The sequence below is a fragment of the Rhodothermus marinus genome, assembly GCF_009936275.1.
GTDB classification, from domain to species: domain Bacteria; phylum Bacteroidota; class Rhodothermia; order Rhodothermales; family Rhodothermaceae; genus Rhodothermus; species Rhodothermus marinus_A.
The window spans coordinates 2,744,148-2,765,150 of record NZ_AP019797.1; the positions used below are offsets into that span (position 1 = coordinate 2,744,148).

Annotated in this window: 17 protein-coding genes and 1 tRNA gene; 11 read left to right on the forward strand and 7 right to left on the reverse strand. The window is 66.2% G+C overall.

Annotated elements, in window-relative coordinates; all coding sequences use genetic code 11:
• Position 1: 1 nt before the first annotated feature.
• The 5 genes from GYH26_RS11915 to GYH26_RS11935 all read left to right on the forward strand — a co-directional run bounded on the left by GYH26_RS11915 (position 2) and on the right by GYH26_RS11935 (position 6,532).
• Positions 2-1,429, forward strand: coding sequence for an amidase (locus GYH26_RS11915; RefSeq protein ID WP_161541840.1), 1,428 nt, complete (start codon positions 2-4; stop codon positions 1,427-1,429).
• Complete coding sequence (locus GYH26_RS11920) at positions 1,426-2,226, forward strand: SDR family NAD(P)-dependent oxidoreductase (RefSeq protein WP_161541841.1); 801 nt, start codon at positions 1,426-1,428, stop codon at positions 2,224-2,226. The genes GYH26_RS11915 and GYH26_RS11920 overlap by 4 nt, the downstream gene beginning before the upstream one ends.
• Positions 2,223-3,416, forward strand: coding sequence for an acyl-CoA dehydrogenase family protein (locus GYH26_RS11925; RefSeq protein ID WP_014066330.1), 1,194 nt, complete (start codon positions 2,223-2,225; stop codon positions 3,414-3,416). Before GYH26_RS11920 ends, GYH26_RS11925 begins: the two co-directional genes overlap by 4 nt.
• A 13-nt stretch (positions 3,417-3,429) precedes the next feature.
• Positions 3,430-5,112, forward strand: a complete 1,683-nt coding sequence (locus tag GYH26_RS11930) for an acyl-CoA dehydrogenase family protein (RefSeq protein ID WP_161541842.1) — start codon at positions 3,430-3,432, stop codon at positions 5,110-5,112.
• Positions 5,113-5,479: 367 nt separating this feature from the next.
• Positions 5,480-6,532, forward strand: a complete 1,053-nt coding sequence (locus GYH26_RS11935; protein ID WP_161541843.1) for a phosphotransferase family protein — start codon at positions 5,480-5,482, stop codon at positions 6,530-6,532.
• A 9-nt stretch (positions 6,533-6,541) separates the two neighbouring features.
• Here the strand turns inward: GYH26_RS11935 and GYH26_RS11940 are convergent, their stop codons facing one another.
• The 5 genes from GYH26_RS11940 to GYH26_RS11960 all read right to left on the reverse strand — a co-directional run bounded on the left by GYH26_RS11940 (position 6,542) and on the right by GYH26_RS11960 (position 13,232).
• Positions 6,542-8,680: a prolyl oligopeptidase family serine peptidase gene (locus GYH26_RS11940; RefSeq protein WP_161541844.1), complete on the reverse strand. Its 2,139-nt coding sequence runs from the start codon at positions 8,678-8,680 to the stop codon at positions 6,542-6,544.
• 340 nt (positions 8,681-9,020) lie between these two features.
• Positions 9,021-10,730: a T9SS type A sorting domain-containing protein gene (locus GYH26_RS11945; protein WP_161541845.1), complete on the reverse strand. Its 1,710-nt coding sequence runs from the start codon at positions 10,728-10,730 to the stop codon at positions 9,021-9,023.
• Positions 10,731-10,828: 98 nt separating this feature from the next.
• Positions 10,829-11,059 carry a hypothetical protein gene (locus GYH26_RS11950; RefSeq protein WP_242006412.1) on the reverse strand — a complete coding sequence of 77 codons (231 nt, stop codon included), beginning with the start codon at positions 11,057-11,059 and terminating at the stop codon, positions 10,829-10,831.
• Positions 11,060-11,271: 212 nt separating this feature from the next.
• On the reverse strand, positions 11,272-12,363 hold the full coding sequence (moaA, locus tag GYH26_RS11955; RefSeq protein ID WP_161541847.1) for a GTP 3',8-cyclase MoaA: 1,092 nt from the start codon (positions 12,361-12,363) through the stop codon (positions 11,272-11,274).
• A gap of 68 nt (positions 12,364-12,431) precedes the next feature.
• Complete coding sequence (locus GYH26_RS11960) at positions 12,432-13,232, reverse strand: GntR family transcriptional regulator (RefSeq protein WP_161541848.1); 801 nt, start codon at positions 13,230-13,232, stop codon at positions 12,432-12,434.
• 155 nt (positions 13,233-13,387) lie between these two features.
• Here GYH26_RS11960 and ndk point away from each other — a divergent pair, with 155 nt between their 5' ends.
• Both ndk and GYH26_RS11970 read left to right on the forward strand, forming a co-directional pair.
• Positions 13,388-13,810 (forward strand): nucleoside-diphosphate kinase, encoded by a 423-nt coding sequence (gene ndk, locus GYH26_RS11965; protein ID WP_161541849.1) that lies wholly within the window; start codon positions 13,388-13,390, stop codon positions 13,808-13,810.
• Positions 13,752-15,044 (forward strand): exo-beta-N-acetylmuramidase NamZ family protein, encoded by a 1,293-nt coding sequence (locus GYH26_RS11970; RefSeq protein ID WP_161541850.1) that lies wholly within the window; start codon positions 13,752-13,754, stop codon positions 15,042-15,044. The genes ndk and GYH26_RS11970 overlap by 59 nt, the downstream gene beginning before the upstream one ends.
• Here GYH26_RS11970 and GYH26_RS11975 read toward each other — a convergent pair.
• Entirely contained in the window at positions 15,038-15,301 is a 264-nt protein-coding gene (locus tag GYH26_RS11975) for a DUF3098 domain-containing protein (RefSeq protein ID WP_231296247.1), read from the reverse strand. The genes GYH26_RS11970 and GYH26_RS11975 overlap by 7 nt on opposite strands.
• Before the next feature lie 89 nt (positions 15,302-15,390).
• Here GYH26_RS11975 and dacB point away from each other — a divergent pair, with 89 nt between their 5' ends.
• The 3 genes from dacB to GYH26_RS11990 are packed head-to-tail and all read left to right on the forward strand — an operon-like array spanning position 15,391 to position 18,247.
• Positions 15,391-16,824, forward strand: coding sequence for a D-alanyl-D-alanine carboxypeptidase/D-alanyl-D-alanine endopeptidase (gene dacB, locus GYH26_RS11980; RefSeq protein ID WP_161541851.1), 1,434 nt, complete (start codon positions 15,391-15,393; stop codon positions 16,822-16,824).
• A 3-nt stretch (positions 16,825-16,827) separates the two neighbouring features.
• Positions 16,828-17,328 carry a rod shape-determining protein MreD gene (mreD, locus tag GYH26_RS11985; RefSeq protein WP_014066319.1) on the forward strand — a complete coding sequence of 167 codons (501 nt, stop codon included), beginning with the start codon at positions 16,828-16,830 and terminating at the stop codon, positions 17,326-17,328.
• Between the two features lie 25 nt (positions 17,329-17,353).
• Positions 17,354-18,247, forward strand: coding sequence for an NAD(P)-dependent oxidoreductase (locus GYH26_RS11990; RefSeq protein WP_014066318.1), 894 nt, complete (start codon positions 17,354-17,356; stop codon positions 18,245-18,247).
• On the opposite strand, the gene thrA is transcribed toward GYH26_RS11990, so the two are convergent.
• A complete protein-coding gene (gene thrA / locus GYH26_RS11995) occupies positions 18,244-20,715 on the reverse strand; it encodes a bifunctional aspartate kinase/homoserine dehydrogenase I (protein ID WP_161541852.1) in 2,472 nt (823 codons plus the stop codon). The genes GYH26_RS11990 and thrA overlap by 4 nt on opposite strands.
• A 193-nt stretch (positions 20,716-20,908) precedes the next feature.
• On the opposite strand from thrA, the gene GYH26_RS12000 reads away from it, so the two are divergent.
• Positions 20,909-20,984: transfer RNA gene (locus tag GYH26_RS12000), tRNA-Ala, on the forward strand.
• Positions 20,985-21,003: the final 19 nt, after the last annotated feature.

A 21,003-nucleotide genomic window follows, 5' to 3' on the forward strand; every position in this document is an offset into this window, starting at 1 on the left:
AATGGAACTCTGGAAGCTGACGGCGCTCGAACTGGGCCGACTGATCGCCCGTCGGGAAGTGCGGGCCGTCGAGGTGGTCACACACTTTCTGGAGCGCATCGAAGCGCTGAACCCCACGATTAACGCCATCGTAACGCTCGACGCCGACGGGGCGCTGGCCGCCGCCCGCGCGGTGGACGAACGACTGGATCGCGGCGAGACGCTCGGACCGCTGGCGGGCGTGCCCGTTACCATCAAGGACCTGACCGAAACGAAGGGCCTGCGCACCACCTACGGCTCGGCGCTGCTGCGCGACCACGTGCCGGACGTCGATGCCGTGCTCGTCGAGCGCCTGCGGCGGGCCGGGCTGCCCATCCTCGGCAAAACGAACACGCCGGAGTTCGGCGGCAAGTTCGACACCGAAAACCGCCTCTTCGGCGCCACGCGCAACCCCTGGAAGCTCGACCACAGCCCGGGCGGCTCCTCGGGCGGAGCGGCCGCCCAGGTGGCCGCCGGGCTCGGACCGATCGCCCACGGCAACGACGGCGGCGGCTCGATTCGCGTACCGGCCTCCTGCTGCGGGGTGTTCGGTCTCAAGCCCCAGTTCGGGCGCGTCCCCTTCTGGCCGCGTCAGGATAGCTGGGCCACGCTGAACCACGAGGGGCCGATCGCCCGGAGCGTGCGCGACGCGGCGGCGCTGCTGGACCTTATGGCCGGACCGGACCCGCGCGACCCCTACAGCCTGCCGGGTCCGGTGCCGTCGTTTCTGGCGGCCTGCGAGGGCGACGTCCGGGGCCTCCGCGTGGCCTGGAGTCCCACGCCCGGCTACGGTCGCGTCGATCCCGAAGTGCAGGCGCTCTGCGAGGCGGCCGCGCGCACCTTCGAAGACCTGGGCTGCCACGTTGAAGAAGCCTCGGCCGGCCTGGACTTCCCCGCCGAGGCGTTTCTGGGCATCATTGTGCCCCGCATGGTGGCCCAGCTCGAACGCGACCTGCCGCCGGGCTTCGTCGAGCAGCTCGACCCCATGCTGGCCGTCTTTCTACCCTACGCCGACCAGCTTTCAGCCCGCGACGTGGCCCGCGCCGAATTCGCCCGTCTGCAGCTCTACGACCGCGTGGAAGCCTTCCTGCAGCGGTACGATCTCTGGCTGCTGCCCGTCATGGCCGCACCCCCGCATCGTTCCGGTGAGTTCGGCCCCACGGAAATCGCCGGACAACCGGTGGAAAGCCCGCTGGAGCCGTTCTTTACGTTTCCGTTCAACCTGACCGGCCATCCGGCCGCCAGTGTGCCCGCCGGCTTCACCCGCGACGGTCTGCCCGTCGGACTTCAGATCGTCGGTCGCCGCTTTGCCGAAACCACCGTGCTGCGTGCGGCGGCCTGCTACGAAGCGGCCCGTCCCTGGGCCGACCGCTGGCCTGAGATCGCGCAACAACCCGGAAAATCCTCATGAGCGAACCGCGTCCGCCATTTACCGCCGACCTGCGCGGCAAGGTGGCCCTCATCACCGGCGCCAGCCGGGGCATCGGCCGGGCCATTGCCGAGGCCTACGCGGCCGCCGGTGCCCGCGTGGTGCTGGCCGCCCGCAAGCCGGAAGGCCTCGAGACGGCGGCCGAAGCGATCCGACAGCGGGGCGGCGAAGCCCTGGCCGTCCCCACGCATACCGGCCACCCGGACGAGGTGGAGGTGCTGGTGGCCCGCGCCGTCGAAGCGTTCGGTGGCATCGACATCCTGGTCAACAACGCCGCCACCAACCCGCACTTTGGCCCCATCCTGACGGCCGAACCCTCCCACTGGGACAAAACCTTCGAGGTGAACGTCAAGGGCTATTTCTACACGGCCCGCGCCTGCCATCCGCACATGAAGCGGCGGGGCGGCGGTAAGATCATCAACGTCGCCTCGATCGCCGGGGTGCGGCCGCAGCCGGGCATGGGCGTCTATTGCGTCACGAAGGCGGCCGTGCTCATGCTGACCGAAGTGCTGGCGGCCGAGCTGGCCTCGGACAACATCCAGGTCAATGCGATCGTGCCCGGCTTCATCCGCACGCGCTTCAGCCGGGTGCTCTGGGAGACGCCCGCCCTGCACGACGCCATCGTCCAACAGATTCCCCAGCGCCGCATGGCCGAGCCCGAAGAACTCGTCGGCCTGGCGCTGTTTCTGGCTTCGAGCGCGTCCGACTACATGACGGGTGCCGCGCTCCCGATCGACGGCGGTCTCCTGATCGGCTACCCACCCATGCCCCTGCCATGAGCACGCAAGCGCTACCCGGTCCCCTGCTTGTCGAGGTGCAGTCGTTCCTCGAAAGCCGCGTTTATCCGCTGGAACGACGGCTGCTGCGGGAAGGATTGCACGCGCTCACCGACGAACTGGAGGCCCTCCGGGCCGAGGTGAAAGCGCGCGGCTGGTGGTGTCCGCCGCTGCCCCGACGGTTGGGCGGCATGGGACTGTCGCTCACCGAATTCGCCCACCTGAGCGAGCGTCTGGGTCGCACGCCGCTGGGCCATTACCTGTTCAACTGCCAGGCGCCCGACATCGGCAACATGGAGCTGCTGCTGGCACACGGCACGCCGGAGCAGCAGGAGCGCTTTCTGCTTCCGCTGGTGCAGGGCAAAATCCGGAGCTGCTTTGCGATGACCGAGCCGGAGCACGCCGGCTCCAATCCGGTCTGGCTCAGCACGACGGCCCGCCGCGAAGGAGACCACTACGTGCTCGACGGCCACAAGTGGTTCGTCACGGGCGCCGACGGGGCCGCCTTTGCCATCGTCATGGCCGTGACCAATCCCGAAGCCGAGCGGCCGCACGAACGGGCCAGCCTGCTGATCGTCCCCACCGACACGCCGGGCTTTCTGCACGTGCGCCGGCTGCCGGTCATGGGCGAACTCGGCGAAGGATGGATGAGCCATTCCGAAGTACGCTTCGAGCGGTGCCGCGTCCCGATGCACTACCGGCTGGGCCCCGAAGGAGCCGGCTTCGCGCTGGCTCAGGAGCGGCTGGGTCCCGGACGAATCCATCATGCCATGCGCTGGATCGGCATCTGCGAGCGGGCGCTGGAGCTGATGTGCCGTCATGCCCTGCGTCGCGAACTGGCGCCCGGTCATGTGCTGGCCGACCAGCAGGTGGTTCGCCACGCCATTGCCGACAGCCGGGCCGAGATCGAAGCCGCCCGCCATCTGGTGCTGGCCACGGCCGAAAAGATCGAACAGGCCGGATCCCACGCGGCCCGCGCCGACATCTCGCTGCTCAAGTTCTACGTGGCGGGGGTGCTGCAGCGGGTGCTCGATCGGGCGCTGCAGGTGCACGGCGCGCTGGGCATGACCGACGACACGATCCTTGCCTTCTGGTACCGCCACGAACGGGCCGCCCGCATCTACGACGGCCCGGACGAGGTGCACCGCGACCTGGTGGCCCGCCTGGAGCTGCGCCGCTACGTGGAACGCTGACCGACTACCCGCCATGTTCGTGCAGGAACCGCCCCGGCTGGACAACACCTACGAGGCCGACAGCCCGCTGCGCGGCTATCTGGCGCGCACGCTCCCCGCCGACGTGCTGCGCGAGATCGAGCCGGAGCTGCAGGAACTGGGCGCGCTGGCCGGCGGTCCGCTCTACCGCCTGCAGCTTGAAGACCGCGCCAGCGAGCCCGTCCACATTCCCTGGAGCGCCTGGGGCGAGCGCATCGACGAAGTGCGGCTGACGCGCGTCTGGCAGGAAGCCGAACCGCTGGCGGTTCGCTTCGGCCTGGTGGCCACGGCCTACGAGCAGGCGCACGGTGCGTTTTCACGCATCCATCAATTTGCCAAAGTGTACCTGTTCGCTCCCTCAACCGACATCTACGCCTGCCCGCTCGCCATGACCGACGGCGCCGCCCGCACGCTGCTCGACAGCGGCAACCGGCGCCTGATCGAGCGGGCGCTGCCCCACCTGACCAGCCGCGACCCCGCCACGTTCTGGACCAGTGGCCAGTGGATGACCGAGCTGACCGGCGGCTCGGACGTCGGCAGCAGCCAGACCGTGGCCCGCCGCGAAGCGGACGGCACCTGGCGCCTCTACGGCCGCAAGTGGTTCGTGTCGGCCATCACGTCGCAGATGGCGCTCATCCTGGCCCGCCCCGAGGGCAATCCCCCCGGCGGTCGGGGCCTGGCGCTGTTTTATGCAGAACTCCGGGACGAACGGGGCCGTCCCCGGGGGTTTCAGATCCTGCGCCTGAAGGACAAGCTGGGCACGCGCAAGCTTCCCACCGCCGAAGTGTTGCTGGAAGGGCTGCCGGCCGAGCCGGTGGCGGGAATGACTCACGGCACGCGGACCATCGCCCCCATGCTGAACGTCACGCGCACCTGGAACGCCATCACGGCCGCCGCCCTCATGCAGCGCGGCCTCCTGCTGGCCCGCGACTATGCCCGGCGACGCGTCGCCTTTGGCCGGCCGCTGGCCGAGCACCCGCTGCACCTCGACACGCTGGCCGGACTCCAGGCCGAAACGGCCGCCGCCTTTCACCTGGCTTTCTGCGTGGCCGAACTTATGGGCCGCGTCGAAACGGACGAGGCTTCCGACGACGAGCGCGCACTATTGCGACTGCTGACGCCGGTGGCCAAGCTGACCACGGCGCGCCAGGCCGTGGCCGTCCTCAGCGAAGTGCTCGAAGCCTTCGGCGGCGCCGGCTACGTCGAAGATACGGGGCTGCCCGTGCTGCTGCGCGACGCCCAGGTGCTGCCCATCTGGGAAGGCACCACGAACGTACTGGCGCTCGACGTGCTGCGCGCGCTCGAAGACACCGGCGGCCTGCAGGCCCTGCACCGCGCCTTCGACGTCTGGCTGCAGGACCTGCCCGACGCACTGGTGCCTCTGGCCCACGAAGCCCGGGCCGCCCTGCAGGCGGCCGACGCCTGGCTGGCCGAAACCGCCAGCGACCCTGTGCGCCTTCAGGCCGATGCCCGCCGCTTTGCGCTCACGCTCGGCCGGAGCACGGCGCTGGCGCTGCTGGTGCGCCAGGCCGCCTGGAGCCAGACGCACGGCGACGAGCGCCCGGCCGCTGCGGCCCGCCGTTTTGCCCGACACGGCGTCAACCTGCTCCCCACGGGCACACTCCCCGCGGACAACCGAATGCTGGCGCTGGACGAGCCGTCCCTGGACGCCCGGTAGGGACATTGTTTTAGGACAGCAACCTCGCGCAAATGGCGCACCCAGACGGCACGGTGCTTTCGTTCTGTGCCCGACTACCAGCATAAAGGCGTTCGTAGTAAGCCACGAAGGCGTCAGCCGACGTAGCGTCACCTGAGACGGCACTACGCTTCGCTCCGTGCCTGACTACAAGCGCGCTGGTCGTGCTTCAAACAGCAGGCTATAAACCTCACCAAAATGCTACAAAGGTTTACAGGTCAAAATCGCGAACTTCTTCGACACTATTTTTCGGAAGACTTCTACAAACGCGCCCTCAGCAAACCTCGAATGCAGACTGACGTGACACCTGGCGACATACCGCTTGGCACCCAAAAAACTGTCAGTGCGCATGAAGGGCATGCCCGAACTGGCCGAAGTCCGTCCTGAAGCCCGCTTCGACGAAGCCCGGCTGGCCGCCTTTCTGCGCGGCAAGCTGCCCGGCACCGAACGGCCGCTGCGCGTGTGGCAGTTCACGGGCGGCGCGGCCAATCTGACCTACCTGCTTGACTACGGCACCCATCAGTATGTGCTCCGACGCTCGCCGCCCGGTCCGCTGCCCCGCGGTGGACACGACATGCGGCGCGAATACACGGTGCTCTCGCGCCTCTGGCGGGCCTATCCGCCGGCACCCCGTGCCTTTCTGTTCTGCGACGATCCCGAGATCGTGGGCACGCCGTTTTTCGTGATGGAGCGACGGCACGGGGTCGTCGTGCGCACTGAGCTGCCCGAGGCTTTTCGGACGCACCCCGAGGCACCACGCCGGATGGCTCTGGCGCTCGTCGATGCGCTGGCCGACCTGCATGCCGTGGACTTCCGGGCCATCGGACTGGCCGACCTGGGCCGCCCCGAGGGGTTTATCGAGCGCCAGATCGAAGGCTGGTGGAAGCGCTGGGAAGCCGCCTGTACGATGGATCTGCCCGACCTGGCGGCCGTCTACGAGTGGCTGCGGGCCAACCGCCCCGCCCGGTCCGAGGCAACGCTGGTGCACAACGACTACAAGCTCGACAACGTGATGTTCGACCCGTCCGATCCGGGCCGCCTGGTGGCCGTCTTCGACTGGGACATGTGCACGCTGGGCGATCCGCTGAGCGATCTGGGTGCGCTGCTGGCCTACTGGGTGCGGCCGGACGATCCGCCTGTCTTTCGCGCGCTCACCACCATGCCGCTGGACGAACGCTTCCCCACACGGGACGAACTGGTGGCCCGTTACGCGGCGCGAACCGGCCGCCCGCTTCCCGACGTGCGCTTTTACCACGTGCTCGGCCTCTACCGCGTCACGGTCATCGTGGCCCAGCTCTACGCCCGCTACGTCCGGGGCCTGAGCCGCGACCCCCGCTATGCCGAGCTCGGCCGGGCGCTGCCCGCCCTGGCCCGCGCCGCCCGCACCGTGGCCGAAACGTGAGGCGCATGACTAACGGCCATCCGTCTTCGGCTCGGCCTCAAACGGAATGTCCAGCGCCCGCACCAGGAAGGCCCATTTGTCTGCTTCCATTTCGATGCGTTTCTGCGTGGGGATGCCGCCGCCGTGCCCGGCCCGCGTCTCGACCCGCAACAGGATAGGGTTGGTGCACCCCTGCGCCCGCTGCAGCGTGGCGGCAAACTTGTACGAATGGGCCGGCACGACGCGGTCGTCATGATCGGCGGTCATAATGAGTGTGGGCGGATAGCAGCGATGCAACCGCACATTGTGCAGCGGCGAGTAGGCATACAGAAAGCGGAAGTGCTCCGGGTTGTCCGGTGAGCCGTACTCCGGCACCCAGGCCCAGCCGATCGTGAACCGGTGATAGCGGAGCATGTCCAGCACCCCCACCTGCACAATCACGGCACCGAACAGCTCCGGCCGCTGCGTGAGCACCGCGCCGGTCAGCAGGCCCCCGTTGCTGGCCCCGCCGATCGCCAGACGCTTCGGCGACGTGTAGCCTTCCCGGATCAGATACTCGGCCGCCGCGATGAAATCGTCAAACACGTTCTGCTTGTTTTCCAGCATACCGGCCCGGTGCCAGGCCTCACCGTACTCGCCGCCACCTCTCAGATTGGCCACCGCGTAGATGCCGCCCAGCTCCAGCCAGACCAGATTGCTCGGATTGAACGAAGGCGTCAGGCTGATATTGAACCCGCCGTAGCCGTACAGATAGACGGGATGCGAACCGTCGCGCACCAGCCCTTTGCGGTGCACCAGAAACATCGGCACGCGCGTGCCATCTTTGCTTCGATAGAAAACCTGGCGTACCTCGTAGCGGCTCGCGTCGAAGTCGATTTCCGGCGCATGGAACACTTCGGTAGTGCCGGTTTCCAGATCGTGCTGGAAGATTGTGGTCGGATAGATAAAGCTGGTAAAGCTGAAAAACAGCTCGGGGTCGTCCGGACGGCCGCTCACGCCCGAGACGCTCCCAATCGTAGGCAATGCGATCGTATCCAGCGGCGTGCCGTCGAGTGCATGCACTGTCAGCCGCGCTTTCACGTCTTCCAGAACCTGCACGACAAGGCGCCCACCGGCCAGCGTCACGGACTGAAGGACCGCTTCGCTTTCCGGGATGAGCGTACGCCAGTTGGCCCGTTCCGGGCGGGTGATATCGATGGCGATCAGGCGACCGTTGGGGGCATCCAGGTTGGTCAGGAAGTAAAACGTCGTGCCCGTGTTGCCCACGAACTCGTAGCTGGCGTCGAAGTCGTCCAGCAGCCGCACCACCGGCCCGTCCGGCTGCGTAAGGTCTTTGTAATAGACGCGATTGCGCGTGTCGGTCCCCTTCCAGACGTTGATGATCAGGTAACGCCCGTCGTGCGTCACCTCGGCGCCGAAACCCAGCTCCGGATCGTCGGGCCGCTCGTAGATCAGCACGTCCTCAGATTGATCCGTTCCCAGCCGGTGGAAGTACAGTTGCTGGTTGCGGTTGGCCGCCGCCAGCGTGTCGTCGGTCGGCTCAGGATAGCGGCTGTAGAAAAATCCGCTGTGATCCGGTGCCCAGGCGGCCCCGCTGAACTTGATCCAGCGAAGTGTTTCGGGAAAGTCCTCCCCTGTTTCCACGTCCCGAATGCGAAACGTACGCCAGTCGGAGCCGGCCTCGCTGAGCCCGTAGACGACGTAACGGCCGTCGCGACTGATGGCCAGCGTCGTCAGCGCTACCGTGCCGTCTTCGGAAAAGGTGTTGGGATCGATCAGCACACGCGGCGTCCCTTCGCGTCCTTCCTGCACGTAAAGCACCGACTGGTTCTGCAGACCGTCGTTTTTGAAAAAGAAGTACCGGCTGCCTTCTGTCTGCGGAAGCCCGTAGCGGGGATAGTTCCAGAGTTCCGTCAGCCGCTGACGAATCCAGTCACGCTGCGGAATGCTGTCGAGGTAGGCAAATGTCAGCGCATTCTGCGCTTCGATCCAGCGGCGGCTCTGCTCGCCATCCAGGTCTTCCAGCCAGCGGTATGGATCGGGTACCGGCACGCCGTGGTAGTCGTCCACTACCGGCATGCGGGGCGTTTCGGGATAGACGATCTCCTGCGCCTGCAGCGTCGGCGCCAGAAGCAGTGCCGCGGTCAGGAAGCAAACGTACGGTCTCATCAGGTTCATTCCTTTGCTTTCCGAAATCCAGAAGCAATTTATCAAACAGTTGCCATAAAGTGAGACGTTGCATCTCTTTTCTAATAGGGGATCGCTGATTCTCTGGTGCATGATGGCGCCCCATTTGCCCAGCATGATCTAACAAACAGACAGGGCGGACACAGCGGTCCGCCCCTACATGGTATGGTAGAAACGTTGTCGTTTGCCTGGTAGGGGCGCACCGTAGTGTGCGCCCGTGCTTTCAGTATGGGGAAAGAGGCGGAATCAGGGGATTCCATGTACATGCACTGGAATATCCGGAAATTAAAGAGTATCAGGCACCTATCTCTTCCAGTTGGTTTCAGCGGTTCAACATCACCCACCGATGACGCACCAGTCGATGCCCTTCGTTCGCGAAGACTTCCATCCGAACCAGGTACATACCGCTGGCCAGGTGTGAAGGCGGCACCCAGACAAACGAATACCTGCCCGCGATCTGTTGTCCTTCGACCAGCCGCGCCACCTCACGGCCCAGCAGGTCGTAGATGCTCAGTCGCACGCGGGCCGTTCGGGCGAGCTGCAGCGGGATCGTCACCGACGCGCGGGCGGGATTGGGATAAGGCGGCAGCAGCTGTACGGTAGGCCCCGGGGCCTCTGATAACCCCGCAGTTTCGGTCAGCACGCGGGGGTGTCCGCTGACCATGTTGACCAGCCCTTCGTAGGTGCGCGTCTGCGTCGAGGTAATCGCCGTCAGCCGGACGTACCAGTAGCTGGAGTCCGGCGACGGCTCCTGATCGGTGTAGTAGCCACCGCCCATGAGCTGCACGACCAGGCTGCGCACGGGAGTGTTCGGGTCGAAAATCAGGGCAAACGTGGGATCGGCCTGGATGGAATCGGCCAGCGCCTGCGCGCCACGGTCGAGCAGCGTGCTCACCGCCTGGTCGCTGTCGATGAACGGCTCGGGCACCGCCGGAATGGTGCCCAGCCCTTCGCCGCTCAACACCGACGTCGTGGCTCCCAGCGGATCGACGCGCACCTGGATGCGCCGCGACTGCGCGGGCGTGTAGAACTCGTAGATCCACGTGTAGGCTCTTCCGGAGCGGCGAGGACTGTTGGCGGCCACCAGGCCGATCAGGTAGGCATCGGCAGCCCGCGCCTGCGCCGAATCGCGGGCCAGCGCCAGCCGCTCGCGGGCCGTAGCCAGCGTAAAGGCGTGCATTTCCAGCGTAATACCGGTAGCGTCGGTGTCTTTCAGCGTGACCGGATCGGGCGCGCCGTCGCCATCGGCATCGTAGTAGCCCAGCGCTTCGATCTCAAGCTGCGCAAGATTTCGGTAGCGCACGGCGACCGGCCAGTAGGTGCCGGGGCGGACGTACTCGACCTGATAGGTGCCCGAGCTACCGGCCACGACGGTTGCCGCCGCCACATCCCAGGCGGCCACGGTCTGCGTGAAGCTCCGGAGCAGAAAGACCACCGTGAAATCGCGCTCGTCCTGCACGGCGGGCGTTTCGGCCTCAAAGACCGGACGGCCCAGTCCCGTGGCTTTGGCCTGCGCCAGCAACGTCCGCAGCGTACGCGCCTGCGCGGTGGACGGCCACGCCCGCTTGGCCGCCGGCGTTGCGATCGTACCCGCCACCTGCAGCGACCCGATCGTGGCAGCCGTCGTGTAGCGCAGCACGTACGGCGCCGTCATGGAGCGATCCTTCGCATTCTGCACGGCAAACACCAGCCAGGTGTAGTCTGTCTCCGCCTCGTGCGTAACGGTATAGACGACCAGATTCGGGCACGTCTGGCCGGCACCGACCGAAGGGCAATCGGTCCGGTTGGGCGTCTCCGGTATCAGATCCACCCGGCGAATGCGCACGGCCCGCCGGGGCTCAAACAGAAAGGCCGTGTTGAAGTCGGTCTGCTGCGAAACCGCATCGTTGAAATAGAACCGGACTTCCGCCTCCAGCGGTACCCTGGCCGTTCCCGAAGCCGGCTCGGAGCGCTCCACGAAGAAAGGCTGCGCGCGCAGCGTCGGACTGCTACTCAGAGCGAAAAGCGCCAGACAGAACAGATACTTTCGCATGGCGGCAACGCGACCAGGTTTTCGTTGCCGCAAAGAAAGGAAACCGGCCTCGCAGATACTATGGCGATCTGGCGCAAACTATGCGCGGGTGCCTTTGCTCAACAGGGCTGCTGGCCGAAGACCAGCTCCAGTTCCCCCTCCGGCGGATGATCCAGCCGCTCGGCGGGGAATTCCCGGTAGATGCGTCCGGCATATTCGAAAGGTCCACAGGAGAAGTAATAGTCGTGCGTGCCGGGCCTCCGGTACAGCACCATGCCTTCTGGCCGTCCCAGCGTGTGATAGAAGCGCTCGAATCGATGCAGAAAGACCTCGACCCGACGCCGACGCACCTCGTCGTCGGAGAAACGGATATGGTACCAGTAACACGTGCCCGAATGAGACGGCCGCGATGTGCCCGAGCGGGCTCGTTCCGGTGTCGGCGATGCAGCAGAAACGGACATCATCCCCCTTGGCAACGTTACGTAGCTTCGCCTTCATCGGGGGGATCGACCGGATCGCGCCGAACTTAAGCCGTTAGGAAGCAGCAATCACGTGAAAAGTTTCAGCCGCCGATGGTGATCATCGGCCGATTGCGCATGCGCGCCAGGTTGTACATGCCGGCATGGCGGGCGTGCTTGCGTCCGACGGCCGCGCTGATCAGCGCCAGCAGCTCTTCGTCGCTGGCGCCCCGGCGCATGGCATCGCGCAGGCTGACCTCAGCCCGACCGAACAGGCACACCTTCAGGCTACCGTCGGCCGTAATGCGCAGCCGGTTGCACCCCTCGCAGAAAGGCTCGGTCATCGACGCGATGAAGCCCAGGCGCCCCTGGTGGCCGGGAATGCGGAACAGCCTCGCCGTTCCGTGCGGATCGAATGCGATGGGTTCGAGTGGATAGCGGGCTTCGATGCGGGCGCGCATCTCGGCGGCCGGTACGAGCTGCGCGTCGTTCCAGCCGTTGCCGTCGAAGGGCATGAACTCGATGAAGCGCACCTCGACGGGCCGGTCTTTCGTCCAGGCGGCAAAGTCCAGCAGCTCGTCGTCGTTGAAGCCCCGGAGCACGACGCAGTTCACCTTGAGCGGGCGGTAGCCCCGCGCAATGGCCAGATCGATGGCGCGCAGCACCTGCTCGAAGCCTTTGCGGCGCGTGAGGATTTCGAAGCGCTCGGGCCGCAGCGTGTCGAGGCTGATGTTGAGCTGGGTCAGACCGGCCGCCTGCAGGCGGTCGAGTTTTTTGGGGAGCAGCAGACCGTTCGTGGTCATGGCCAGCGCCCGGAGCCCCGGAAGGCGGGCCAGCTCGGCCACGATACGCTCGATCCCTTTGCGCAGCAGCGGCTCGCCCCCGGTCAGCCGGATCTTCGTCACGCCCTGCGACACAAACAGACGGGCCAGCCGGATGATTTCCTCGTCGGTCAGCAGATGCTCGGGCGGCGTCCAGTCCAATCCCTCTTCGGGCATGCAGTAGCGGCAGCGCAGGTTGCAGTGTTCGATGAGCGAAATGCGCAGATAGGTGTGGCGCCGGCCAAAGCCATCGGTGAGCACGTCCGCTTCCGAGCGCGCCGGATCGTACGTGAGGCCGAAGTCTTCCGGAACCCGGGCGGGGTCTTCCGCCTGGTTCACGGCCTCGGCGGGTAGAATCGGAAGCGAATAGACCATGACCGCCGCCTGCTGATGAAGCCCCGGGCCTGCTTTCAATTACTCAAAAATTGATGACAAAAGCAAGCTCAGGAGCCGAGCGGTTTTAAAAAGACCGGTTCAAATTCACGCAAAGGCATCCCTTCTTCTGGCGGAATGCGGCGCCGGCTGTCGCGCTCCAGCACCAGTTCGTAAATGATCCGATCGCTCCGGTAAAAGCGCTGCTGGAAGTACACCACCTTATTGCCGCTGGTGCACGAAGTGCGGTCGATGCGGAGCAGTGCCGTTCCCTCGGGCACCTGGAGCAGCCGGGCCACGTCGGCCTCGGCGTTGACCGCTGCGATGCGATAGTAGCCGCGCACGATCGGGATGCCCAGCGCTTCCAGAATGCGGTAGATCGTTTCGTGCTCCAGATCTCTGCCCTCCAGAAACTGCGCGTAGAACGGCGTCAGCCAGGTACGATCGAACGCAAGGGGTTCGTCGTTGCCCAGCCGCAGGCGGTCCAGCCGCACCACCATGGCCCCTTCGGCCACACCCAGACGGCTGGCCACCTCGGCCGAGGCCGGCTCCGGCGCAAAATGCACGACCTGCGAGCGGGCCTGGAGCCCGGCCCGGGCCATATCTTCGGCAAAGTCGGTCAAACGTACCAGTCCCTGCTGAATGTGCGAGGGTTGTTTCACAAAAGAGCCGACGCCCTGACAGCGATAGATCAGCCCTTCGTGCTCCAGCGTCTGCAGCGCCCGACGCACCGTGATCCGGCTCACGCCGAAACGGCGGCTCAACTCGTGCTCGGACGGCAGCCGATCCTGGGGCTTGTAAACGCCCTGCTCGATCTGCTCCCGCAGCCAGTCGCTGAGCTGCTGATGACGGGGTTTTCCTGGTTGAAGCATGCGCTTTGCAGTCTCGTGATCTTTCAAATTAACGACAGAAAACGACGGCGCGGGCTTGAACGCGTTTTTTCACCGGCAATTTCCTTTGAAACCATCGCTTTCCCTGTATCTTTGGGCGCACCTTTTCCTCAAGAACCAGACCTGAATGTCTGACCATGGAACAGACACTGGCGATTCTCAAGCCCGACTGCGTGCGACGGGGCCTCATCGGTGAGGTGATTCGCCGGATCGAAGCGGCCGGCTTTCGCATTCGTGCCATGAAAATGGTGCACCTGACCAAAAAGGAAGCCGAAGGCTTCTACGCGGTGCACCGGGGCCGGCCGTTCTTCGACGAACTGACGACGTTCATGTCGAGCGGTCCCTGCGTGCCGATGGTGCTGGAGAAAGAAAACGCCGTGGCGGACTTCCGGGCGCTCATCGGCGCGACCGACCCGGCCGAGGCGGCCGAAGGCACCATCCGGCGCGAATTTGCCGAATCCAAAGGCCAGAACATCGTGCACGGCTCCGACTCGGTCGAAAATGCCCGCATCGAAATCAACTTTTTCTTCCCGTCGATCGAGCTGGTGGATCGCGGCTAACGGGCTGCTCCTGAGTCTGCTGGTGCTGGCGGGCTGCTTCACTTCGGTGCCTTCCGGGCGCGTGCGGACGGGCGCCGATGTGCTGGCGGCCCGCCATTTCGATCTATTGCAGGGCAAGCGCGTCGGGCTGATCGTGAACCACACGGCCCGCCTCGACACGATGCACCTGATCGACCGGCTGATGGCCGAGCCCGAGGTGCACCTGGTGGCGCTGTTTGCCCCGGAGCATGGCCTGCGGGGCACGGCCGCCGCGGGCGAGGAGATTCGGGACGGCCGCGACGTGCGCACGGGGCTTCCGGTCTACAGCCTCTACGGCGCCACGCGCAAACCGACCCCGGAGATGCTGGCCGGGCTTGATGTGCTCGTGTTCGACCTGCAGGACGTGGGCGCCCGCTGCTACACGTACATCTCGACGCTGGGGCTGGCCATGCAGGCCGCCGCCGAAGCCGGTATCCCCTTCATCGTGCTGGACCGCCCCAACCCGCTCGGAGGCGAGCTGCTCTCCGGCTTCGTGCTGGAGCCGGAACAGGCGTCGTTCGTGGGACTCTACCCGATTCCGCTGGTTTACGGGATGACGATCGGCGAACTGGCCCGCATGATCCAGGGTGAGCGCCTGCTACCGGGCCTGGAGCACCTGGAGCTGATCGTCGTGCCGCTGGAAGGATGGCGCCGCTCCATGCAGTGGCCCGATACCGGTCTGCCCTGGCGGCCGCCCAGCCCCAACCTGCCCACGTTCGAAGCAGCGCTGGCCTATCCGGGTACCGTCTTCTTCGAGGCGGTCGATGGCAGCGAGGGCCGCGGCACCGACGCGCCGTTTCTGCAGGTGGGGACGCCCTGGGCCAACGCGCAGGCGCTGGCCGACACGCTCAATGCCCGCGGGCTGCCCGGCGTGCACTTCGAGCCCGTCACGTTCACGCCGCAATCACGCCCGGGCGCCCCGCATCCCCGCTACGAAGGCCGGCCGCTGCACGGCGTGCGCCTGCACATCACCGACCGCCGGACGTTCCGGCCGGTCGTCACCGGGATCCACCTGCTGCATGCGTTCTATCACCAGGCGCCGCCGGCCTTCCGCGACCCGTTCATTCAACGACCGGACTGGCTGGCCCGACTGGCCGGCACCGATCAGCTTTATGAATGGCTCCGAAACGGGGCCGCTCCTGAAGCGATCGTGGCAAGCTGGGAAAAAGAAGTAGAAGCGTTCCGGCAACGACGCCGGCCCTATCTGCTTTACTGATCGCGCTTCGACGCGCGCGGCCGCCAGAGAATGGCCCAGATCACTTCCAGATAGCCGGCCACGATGATGATCGGCGCGACGTTGCGCGACCAGAAGCCGTCCAGCTCGTGCTCGATGGCCATGATGGCAAAACCCACCACGACCAGCGCAACGCCGATCAACAGCAGGTGATAGTTCCGGCGCGCGAAAACCATGGGCCGGCTGCTCGAAGCGGCCGGGCGTGTGCCGGTTCGGGTAGCGGTGCGTGGACGAGCCATCCTGCTTTTTTCCGGTTTGCTGCTCGGCGAACCTGAAGGCGTCCGTTCAGGTTCCACCCTGCGATGTATTTGTCAACCGTCCGGCGGTCATGCGTTTTGTTCACCTGCTGTACGTCGCCCTGCTGGTGGCCCTGAGCACGACCGGCCTGCACGCGCCGGCCTCCCTCGAAGCCCGCCTGGAAGACGTTCGCGCCCACCTGTCCACCGAACAGGCTTTCTGGGGCCTGTACGTCGCCGACGTGAAAAGCGACCAGGTGCTGGTGGCGCAGAACGCCGAGCAGGGGTTGCTTCCGGCCTCCACGCACAAACTGCTCACCACGGCGGCCGCCCTGGATCTGCTGGGACCGGACTACCGCTATCAGACCGTCCTGTACTTCGTCGGTCAGGTGGACGGCGCCACGCTGCGCGGCGATCTGATCCTGCGCGGCTCGGGCGATCCCACCTTCGGTAGCCCCTCCTGGCCGGGCCCCGACCCGCTCCGAACCTGGGCGCAGGAGCTGGCCCGCATGGGCATTCGCCGCATCGAAGGCCGCCTCATCGGCGACGACAACCGCTTCGACGACCGCCCCTACGCGGACGGCTGGGACATCGACTACGTGACCACGCAGATCAACCTGGGGCTGGGTTTTGCCGTCGGCGGCCTGTCGTACCACGACAACATCGTACGGCTGCGCATGCAGGCCACGCGGCCGGGCGCACCGCTGGCGTTCACGCAGGAGCCCTTCGACTATCTGACCATCGAGAACCGGGCCTATACGGCCGCCCGACGTTACGGCGAGGCCATCCGGATCGAGCGGGCGTTCGCCTCCGAGCAGGTGCGGCTGACCGGTTCGGTCCCGGCCACGTACCGGGGTACGATCGAACTGCCCGTCGCCAATCCGACCCGCTACGCGCTGGCGGCTTTCCGCCATTACCTGGAGCAGGCGGGTATCACCGTGGCGGCCGAGTTGTTCGATGTGGACGAACTACCGGCACCGCCCCGCTACGACCGCCGCCAGGCCCTGCTCGTACACTTTTCGCCCCCGCTGGCCGAGATCGTGCGCGTCATCAACCACCGGAGCCACAATTTCTATGCGGAGCAGGTCTTCCGGACGCTCAGTCCGGACGGCTCGGCCGAAGGAGCCGCCCGACGCATCCGCGCCTTCCTGCAGCGTCAGGGCATCGATACCCGCGGACTGACCATCCGGGACGGCTCGGGGCTTTCCCGCAAGAACCTGGTCCCGCCGGCCGTGCTGGGCCAGTTGCTGGTGGCCATGCAGCACCATCCGAGCCGCGACGCCTTCGTGGCCTCGCTTCCGCAGGGCGGCACGCGCAGGTCGACGCTGGAAGACAGGCTGCACGGCGTTCCGGTCCGGGCCAAAACCGGTTCGCTGCTGCACGTGCGCACGCTGAGCGGGTACCTGACCACCCGCGACGGCCGCACGCTGGCTTTTGCCCTGATGGCGAACAACTTCACCACATCGCCTTCCCGGATCGTGCGCACGCTCGACGAAATGGTCCGTACGCTGCACACCGCTCCCTGAATCATGCCGACGCTCTTGCTTTCTTCCACACAACTCGTCCGCATCCTGCGCACGACCCTGCTGGGCGTACTCGTGGTGGTGCTGCAGTGGCTGGTGCTGAACCGGCTGCGCCTCTGGGGCGCCTACCCGGATGCGGTCCTGCTGTTTGTGGCTTACCTCGGACTGACCTACGGGCGTCGCGCGGGCCTGATCGGAGGCTTTCTCAGCGGCTTTTTGCTGGACGCACTGCTCGACAGCTGGGGGCTGCACGCCCTGGCCAAAAGCCTGATGGGCTTTCTGATCGGCCTGTTCGCCCTGCAAGAGCCGGAGGCCTTCCGACCGACGCTCGGCCAGGCCTTTCTGGGCGGCCTGGTGCTGGCACTGGTGCACAACGGCCTGTTTGTGGCCTTGCTGGCGCTTGCGGCCGGCACCCGCACCGCCTTCATGCTGGAGGCGCTCTGGCTGGGCGGCGCGCTGTACACGGCCTTCCTGAGCGCACTCGTCGTGCTCGTTCGTACGGATTGAACCGTCAAAAAACACCAGGAGCACTATGCCCACCGTCGCTGTGATCGGACTGGGGCGTATGGGACAGCCCATCGCCCGCAATTTGCTGAAAGCCGGCTACGAGGTCGTCGTTTACAACCGCACGCCGGAAAAAGCCGAAGCGCTGGTAAGCGAGGGCGCGCGGTCCGTCTCCACACCGGGCGAAGCCGCTCGAACCACCGGTCTGGTGCTGACCATGGTGGCCGACGATGCGGCGCTGGAAGCTGTCGTGGAAGGGCCTGACGGCCTGCTGGCGCATCTGCCGGCCGGCGGGATCCATGTAGCCATGAGCACCATCAGCCATGAACTTTCAGCGCAGCTGACCCGTCGGCACCAGGAACGCGGCCAGTTTTTTGTCGGTGCGCCCGTCTTCGGACGCCCCGATGCAGCTGCGGCTGCCCGGCTTCGGATCGTGGCTGCCGGTCCGACCGAAGCAATCGAACGCTGCCGCCCGATCCTCGAGGTGCTGGGGAGTCAGCTATTTGTGGTCGGAACGGAGCCGGCGCAGGCCCATCTGGTAAAGCTGGCTGGCAATTTTCTGCTGGCTTCTATGCTGGAAGCGCTGGGCGAAGCGTTTGCGCTCACGCGCAAGGCCGGACTGGCGCCGCAGCAGTTCTTCGAGATCATCGACGCGCTGTTCGGCTCCCCCATCTACCACAACTACGGCCAGCTGATCGCTTCACAGCGCTACACGCCGCCGGGCTTTGCCCTGCCGCTGGGCCTGAAGGACGTGCGTCTGGCCCGCCAGGCGGCCCATGCGCTGCAGGTTCCTATGCCGCTGGCCTCTCTGGTGGGAAACCACTTTGTCGAAGCACTCGCCACCGGGCTGCAGGAAGCCGACTGGGCCGCGCTGGCCGAAATTGCCGCCCGCCATGCTGGCCTGCCACCGGCCGGCGCTTAGCGCATCTGCTCCAGCGCGCGCCGCAGGTCCGACACGATCCCGGCCGCCGTAACCTCCGGGCCGGCACCCGGCCCACGCACCACCAGTGGCGTGCGGCAATAGTAGGCCGTCGTGAAGGCGATCAGGTTGTCGGTGCCCTGCAGGTTGTAGAAGGGCGAGTCGGGTCCGACGGCCTGCACGCCGACGGCCAGGCGGCCGTCTTCGATCCGCCCGATGTAGTGCAGGCGGCGTCCTTCGCGCCGGGCTTCTTCGACGCGCTCGCGCCAGTAGGCATCCTGTTCGCACAGCCGCGCCAGAAATTCCTCCAGGGGCACCTCGCGCAGCTCGTCCGGCACCAGCGGCTGCACTTCCACGTCGCTGCGCTCGACGGGCAGGCCCGCCTCTCGTGCCAGAATGAGCAGCTTGCGTGCCACGTCTTCGCCCGAGAGGTCGTCGCGCGGATCGGGCTCGGTATAACCGGCCGCGCGGGCTGCCCGCACCGCTTCGGAGAAAGGCACCCCTTCGGCCATCTGGTTGAACAGATAGGCCAGTGTGCCCGAAAAGACCCCTTCGATCCGTCGCACGCTGTCGCCGGCCAGCAGCAGATCCTGCAGCGTGGCGATGACCGGAAGTCCGGCCCCGACCGTGGTCTCGTAGCGGTAGGGCACGCGGCGCTCGCGGGCAATCTCACGCAGGCGTCGGTAGAATTCGTACGACAGCGTATTGGCCCGTTTGTTTGGCGTGACGACCGCCACACCGGCCGTGAGCAGGTCCGGGTACCGGCGAGCCACCGCTTCGGAAGCTGTTGCATCGACCACCACGAGGCGACGCGGCCGCTCGGTGGTCAGGAGTTGCACCAGCCGGTCCAGGTCCATGGGCTCCCCTTCGGCACGCAGCCGCTCGCGCGCTTCGTTCCAGGGAATGCCGGCCGGCTGCCAGAGCATGCGTTCGGCGGTTGCCAGACCGGCCAGTCGGAGTTCAAGCCCTTCTTCTTCTTTCAATTGTGGAATCTGGCGGGCCAGCATGTCCAGCAGCGTCCCTCCGATCACGCCGGTCCCGATCAGAAACAGATGGGCGCGCATCGTGCGCAGGATGAACGTCTCGTGCAGGGCCTGCACGGCCCGCTGGGCATCCCGCTGGGCGATGACGGCCGAGATGTTCGTCTCGGCGGCCCCCTGCGCGATCGCCAGCACGTTCACGTTGGCCTGCCCGAGCGCCGAGAACATGCGTCCGGCCAGTCCCGGCTGGTGGCGCATGCGATCGCCCACCACGGAAACCGTCGCGCATTCGGGCACAAGGTAGATGCGCCGGATGCGACCGGTCTCCAGTTCGAAGGCGAACGTGCGCCGGAGCACGTCCAGCGCCGTCTCGGCATCGGCGGCCCGCACCCCCAGGCAGAGACTCTGCTCGCTCGAAGCCTGCGAGACCAGCAATACGTTGATTTTATGCTCGGCCAGCGCCTGGAATGCCCGTCCCGTAAGTCCCGGTGCACCCAGCATACCGGACCCTTCGAGCATGAGCACGGCCACGTCCCGAATGGCCGTCACAGCCCGGACGTACCATGGCGGCGGCGGGGCCTCGGCCGTGATCAGCGTGCCAGGGGCCGCCGGATTCAGCGTGTTGCGAATGCGCAGCGGAATTCCTTTCGCCTGCAGCGGCTCCATGGTGCGCGGGTGCAGCACCTTGGCGCCAAAATAGGCCATCTCGGCCGCTTCCCGGTAGCTCAGGTGCGGCAGCACAAACGCCTCGGGTACCAGGCGGGGATCGGCCGACATTACGCCATCGACATCGGTCCAGATCACCACCAGTTCGGCGTCCAGGGCCGCTCCCAGAATGGTGGCCGTGTAGTCGCTGCCCGAACGTCCCAGCGTGGTGGTCACGCCTTCCGGTGTGGACCCGATAAAGCCGGTGACCACCACGATCTGATCTTCGGGGATGGCGGCAAACCGCTCGCGGATCAGTCGGTTGGTCGTGACAAAATCGACGTTGGCTTCGCCGAAGGTGTCGTCCGTGCGGATCAGCTCGGTAGCTTCGAGCGCGATGGCCTCGCTGCCGGCTGCCCGGAAGGCGGCCGCCACCAGCGGCGCCGAGAGCCGCTCGCCGAAGCTGATGATCGCGTCCCGCGTTCGGGGCGTACACTCGCGCAGCAGGTACAGGCCGTCGAGCAGTTCGGTCAGCGCCTGCCAGTGCGCGTTGAGCTGGGCTTCGAGCGCCGTTCGTTCTTCCGGGAGTACGAGCGCTTCCAGCACCTCCTGATGCCGCTGGCGAAGCGCCTCGATCGTCGTGCGGTGGGCGCCGGTGCGGGCCAGTGCCGCGTCGATGCAGCCCAGCAGCTGGTCGGTCACGCCACCCAGCGCCGAGACCACCACGACGCGCCGAGCCGTTTCCGGCTCGGCCTGCACGAGCTGTACCACGCGCCGGATGCGGTCGGCCGTGGCTACCGATGTACCCCCGAACTTATGCACCCGAACGGGACGCGCTACCGTCATCGTCGTACCGTTAAATTCTGAACAGTTTAGTCGTGGAATTTACAATGAGCCCCGGCGCTTTCCGTTTTAAAGACGCATTAAATCGCTGAAAGCGCTTTGCATCGGAAGCCGTGAAAAAACGGCGCAGGAGCGCGACGGACGTTGACGCGGCCGGAGCTTTTTTCGTAAGATGGCGTTCCAGCGATCGCAACGTGGGGCCATAGCTCAGTTGGTAGAGCGCCACAATGGCATTGTGGAGGTCGCCGGTTCGAATCCGGCTGGCTCCACCAGAAAGCGGGACGTCGCGCA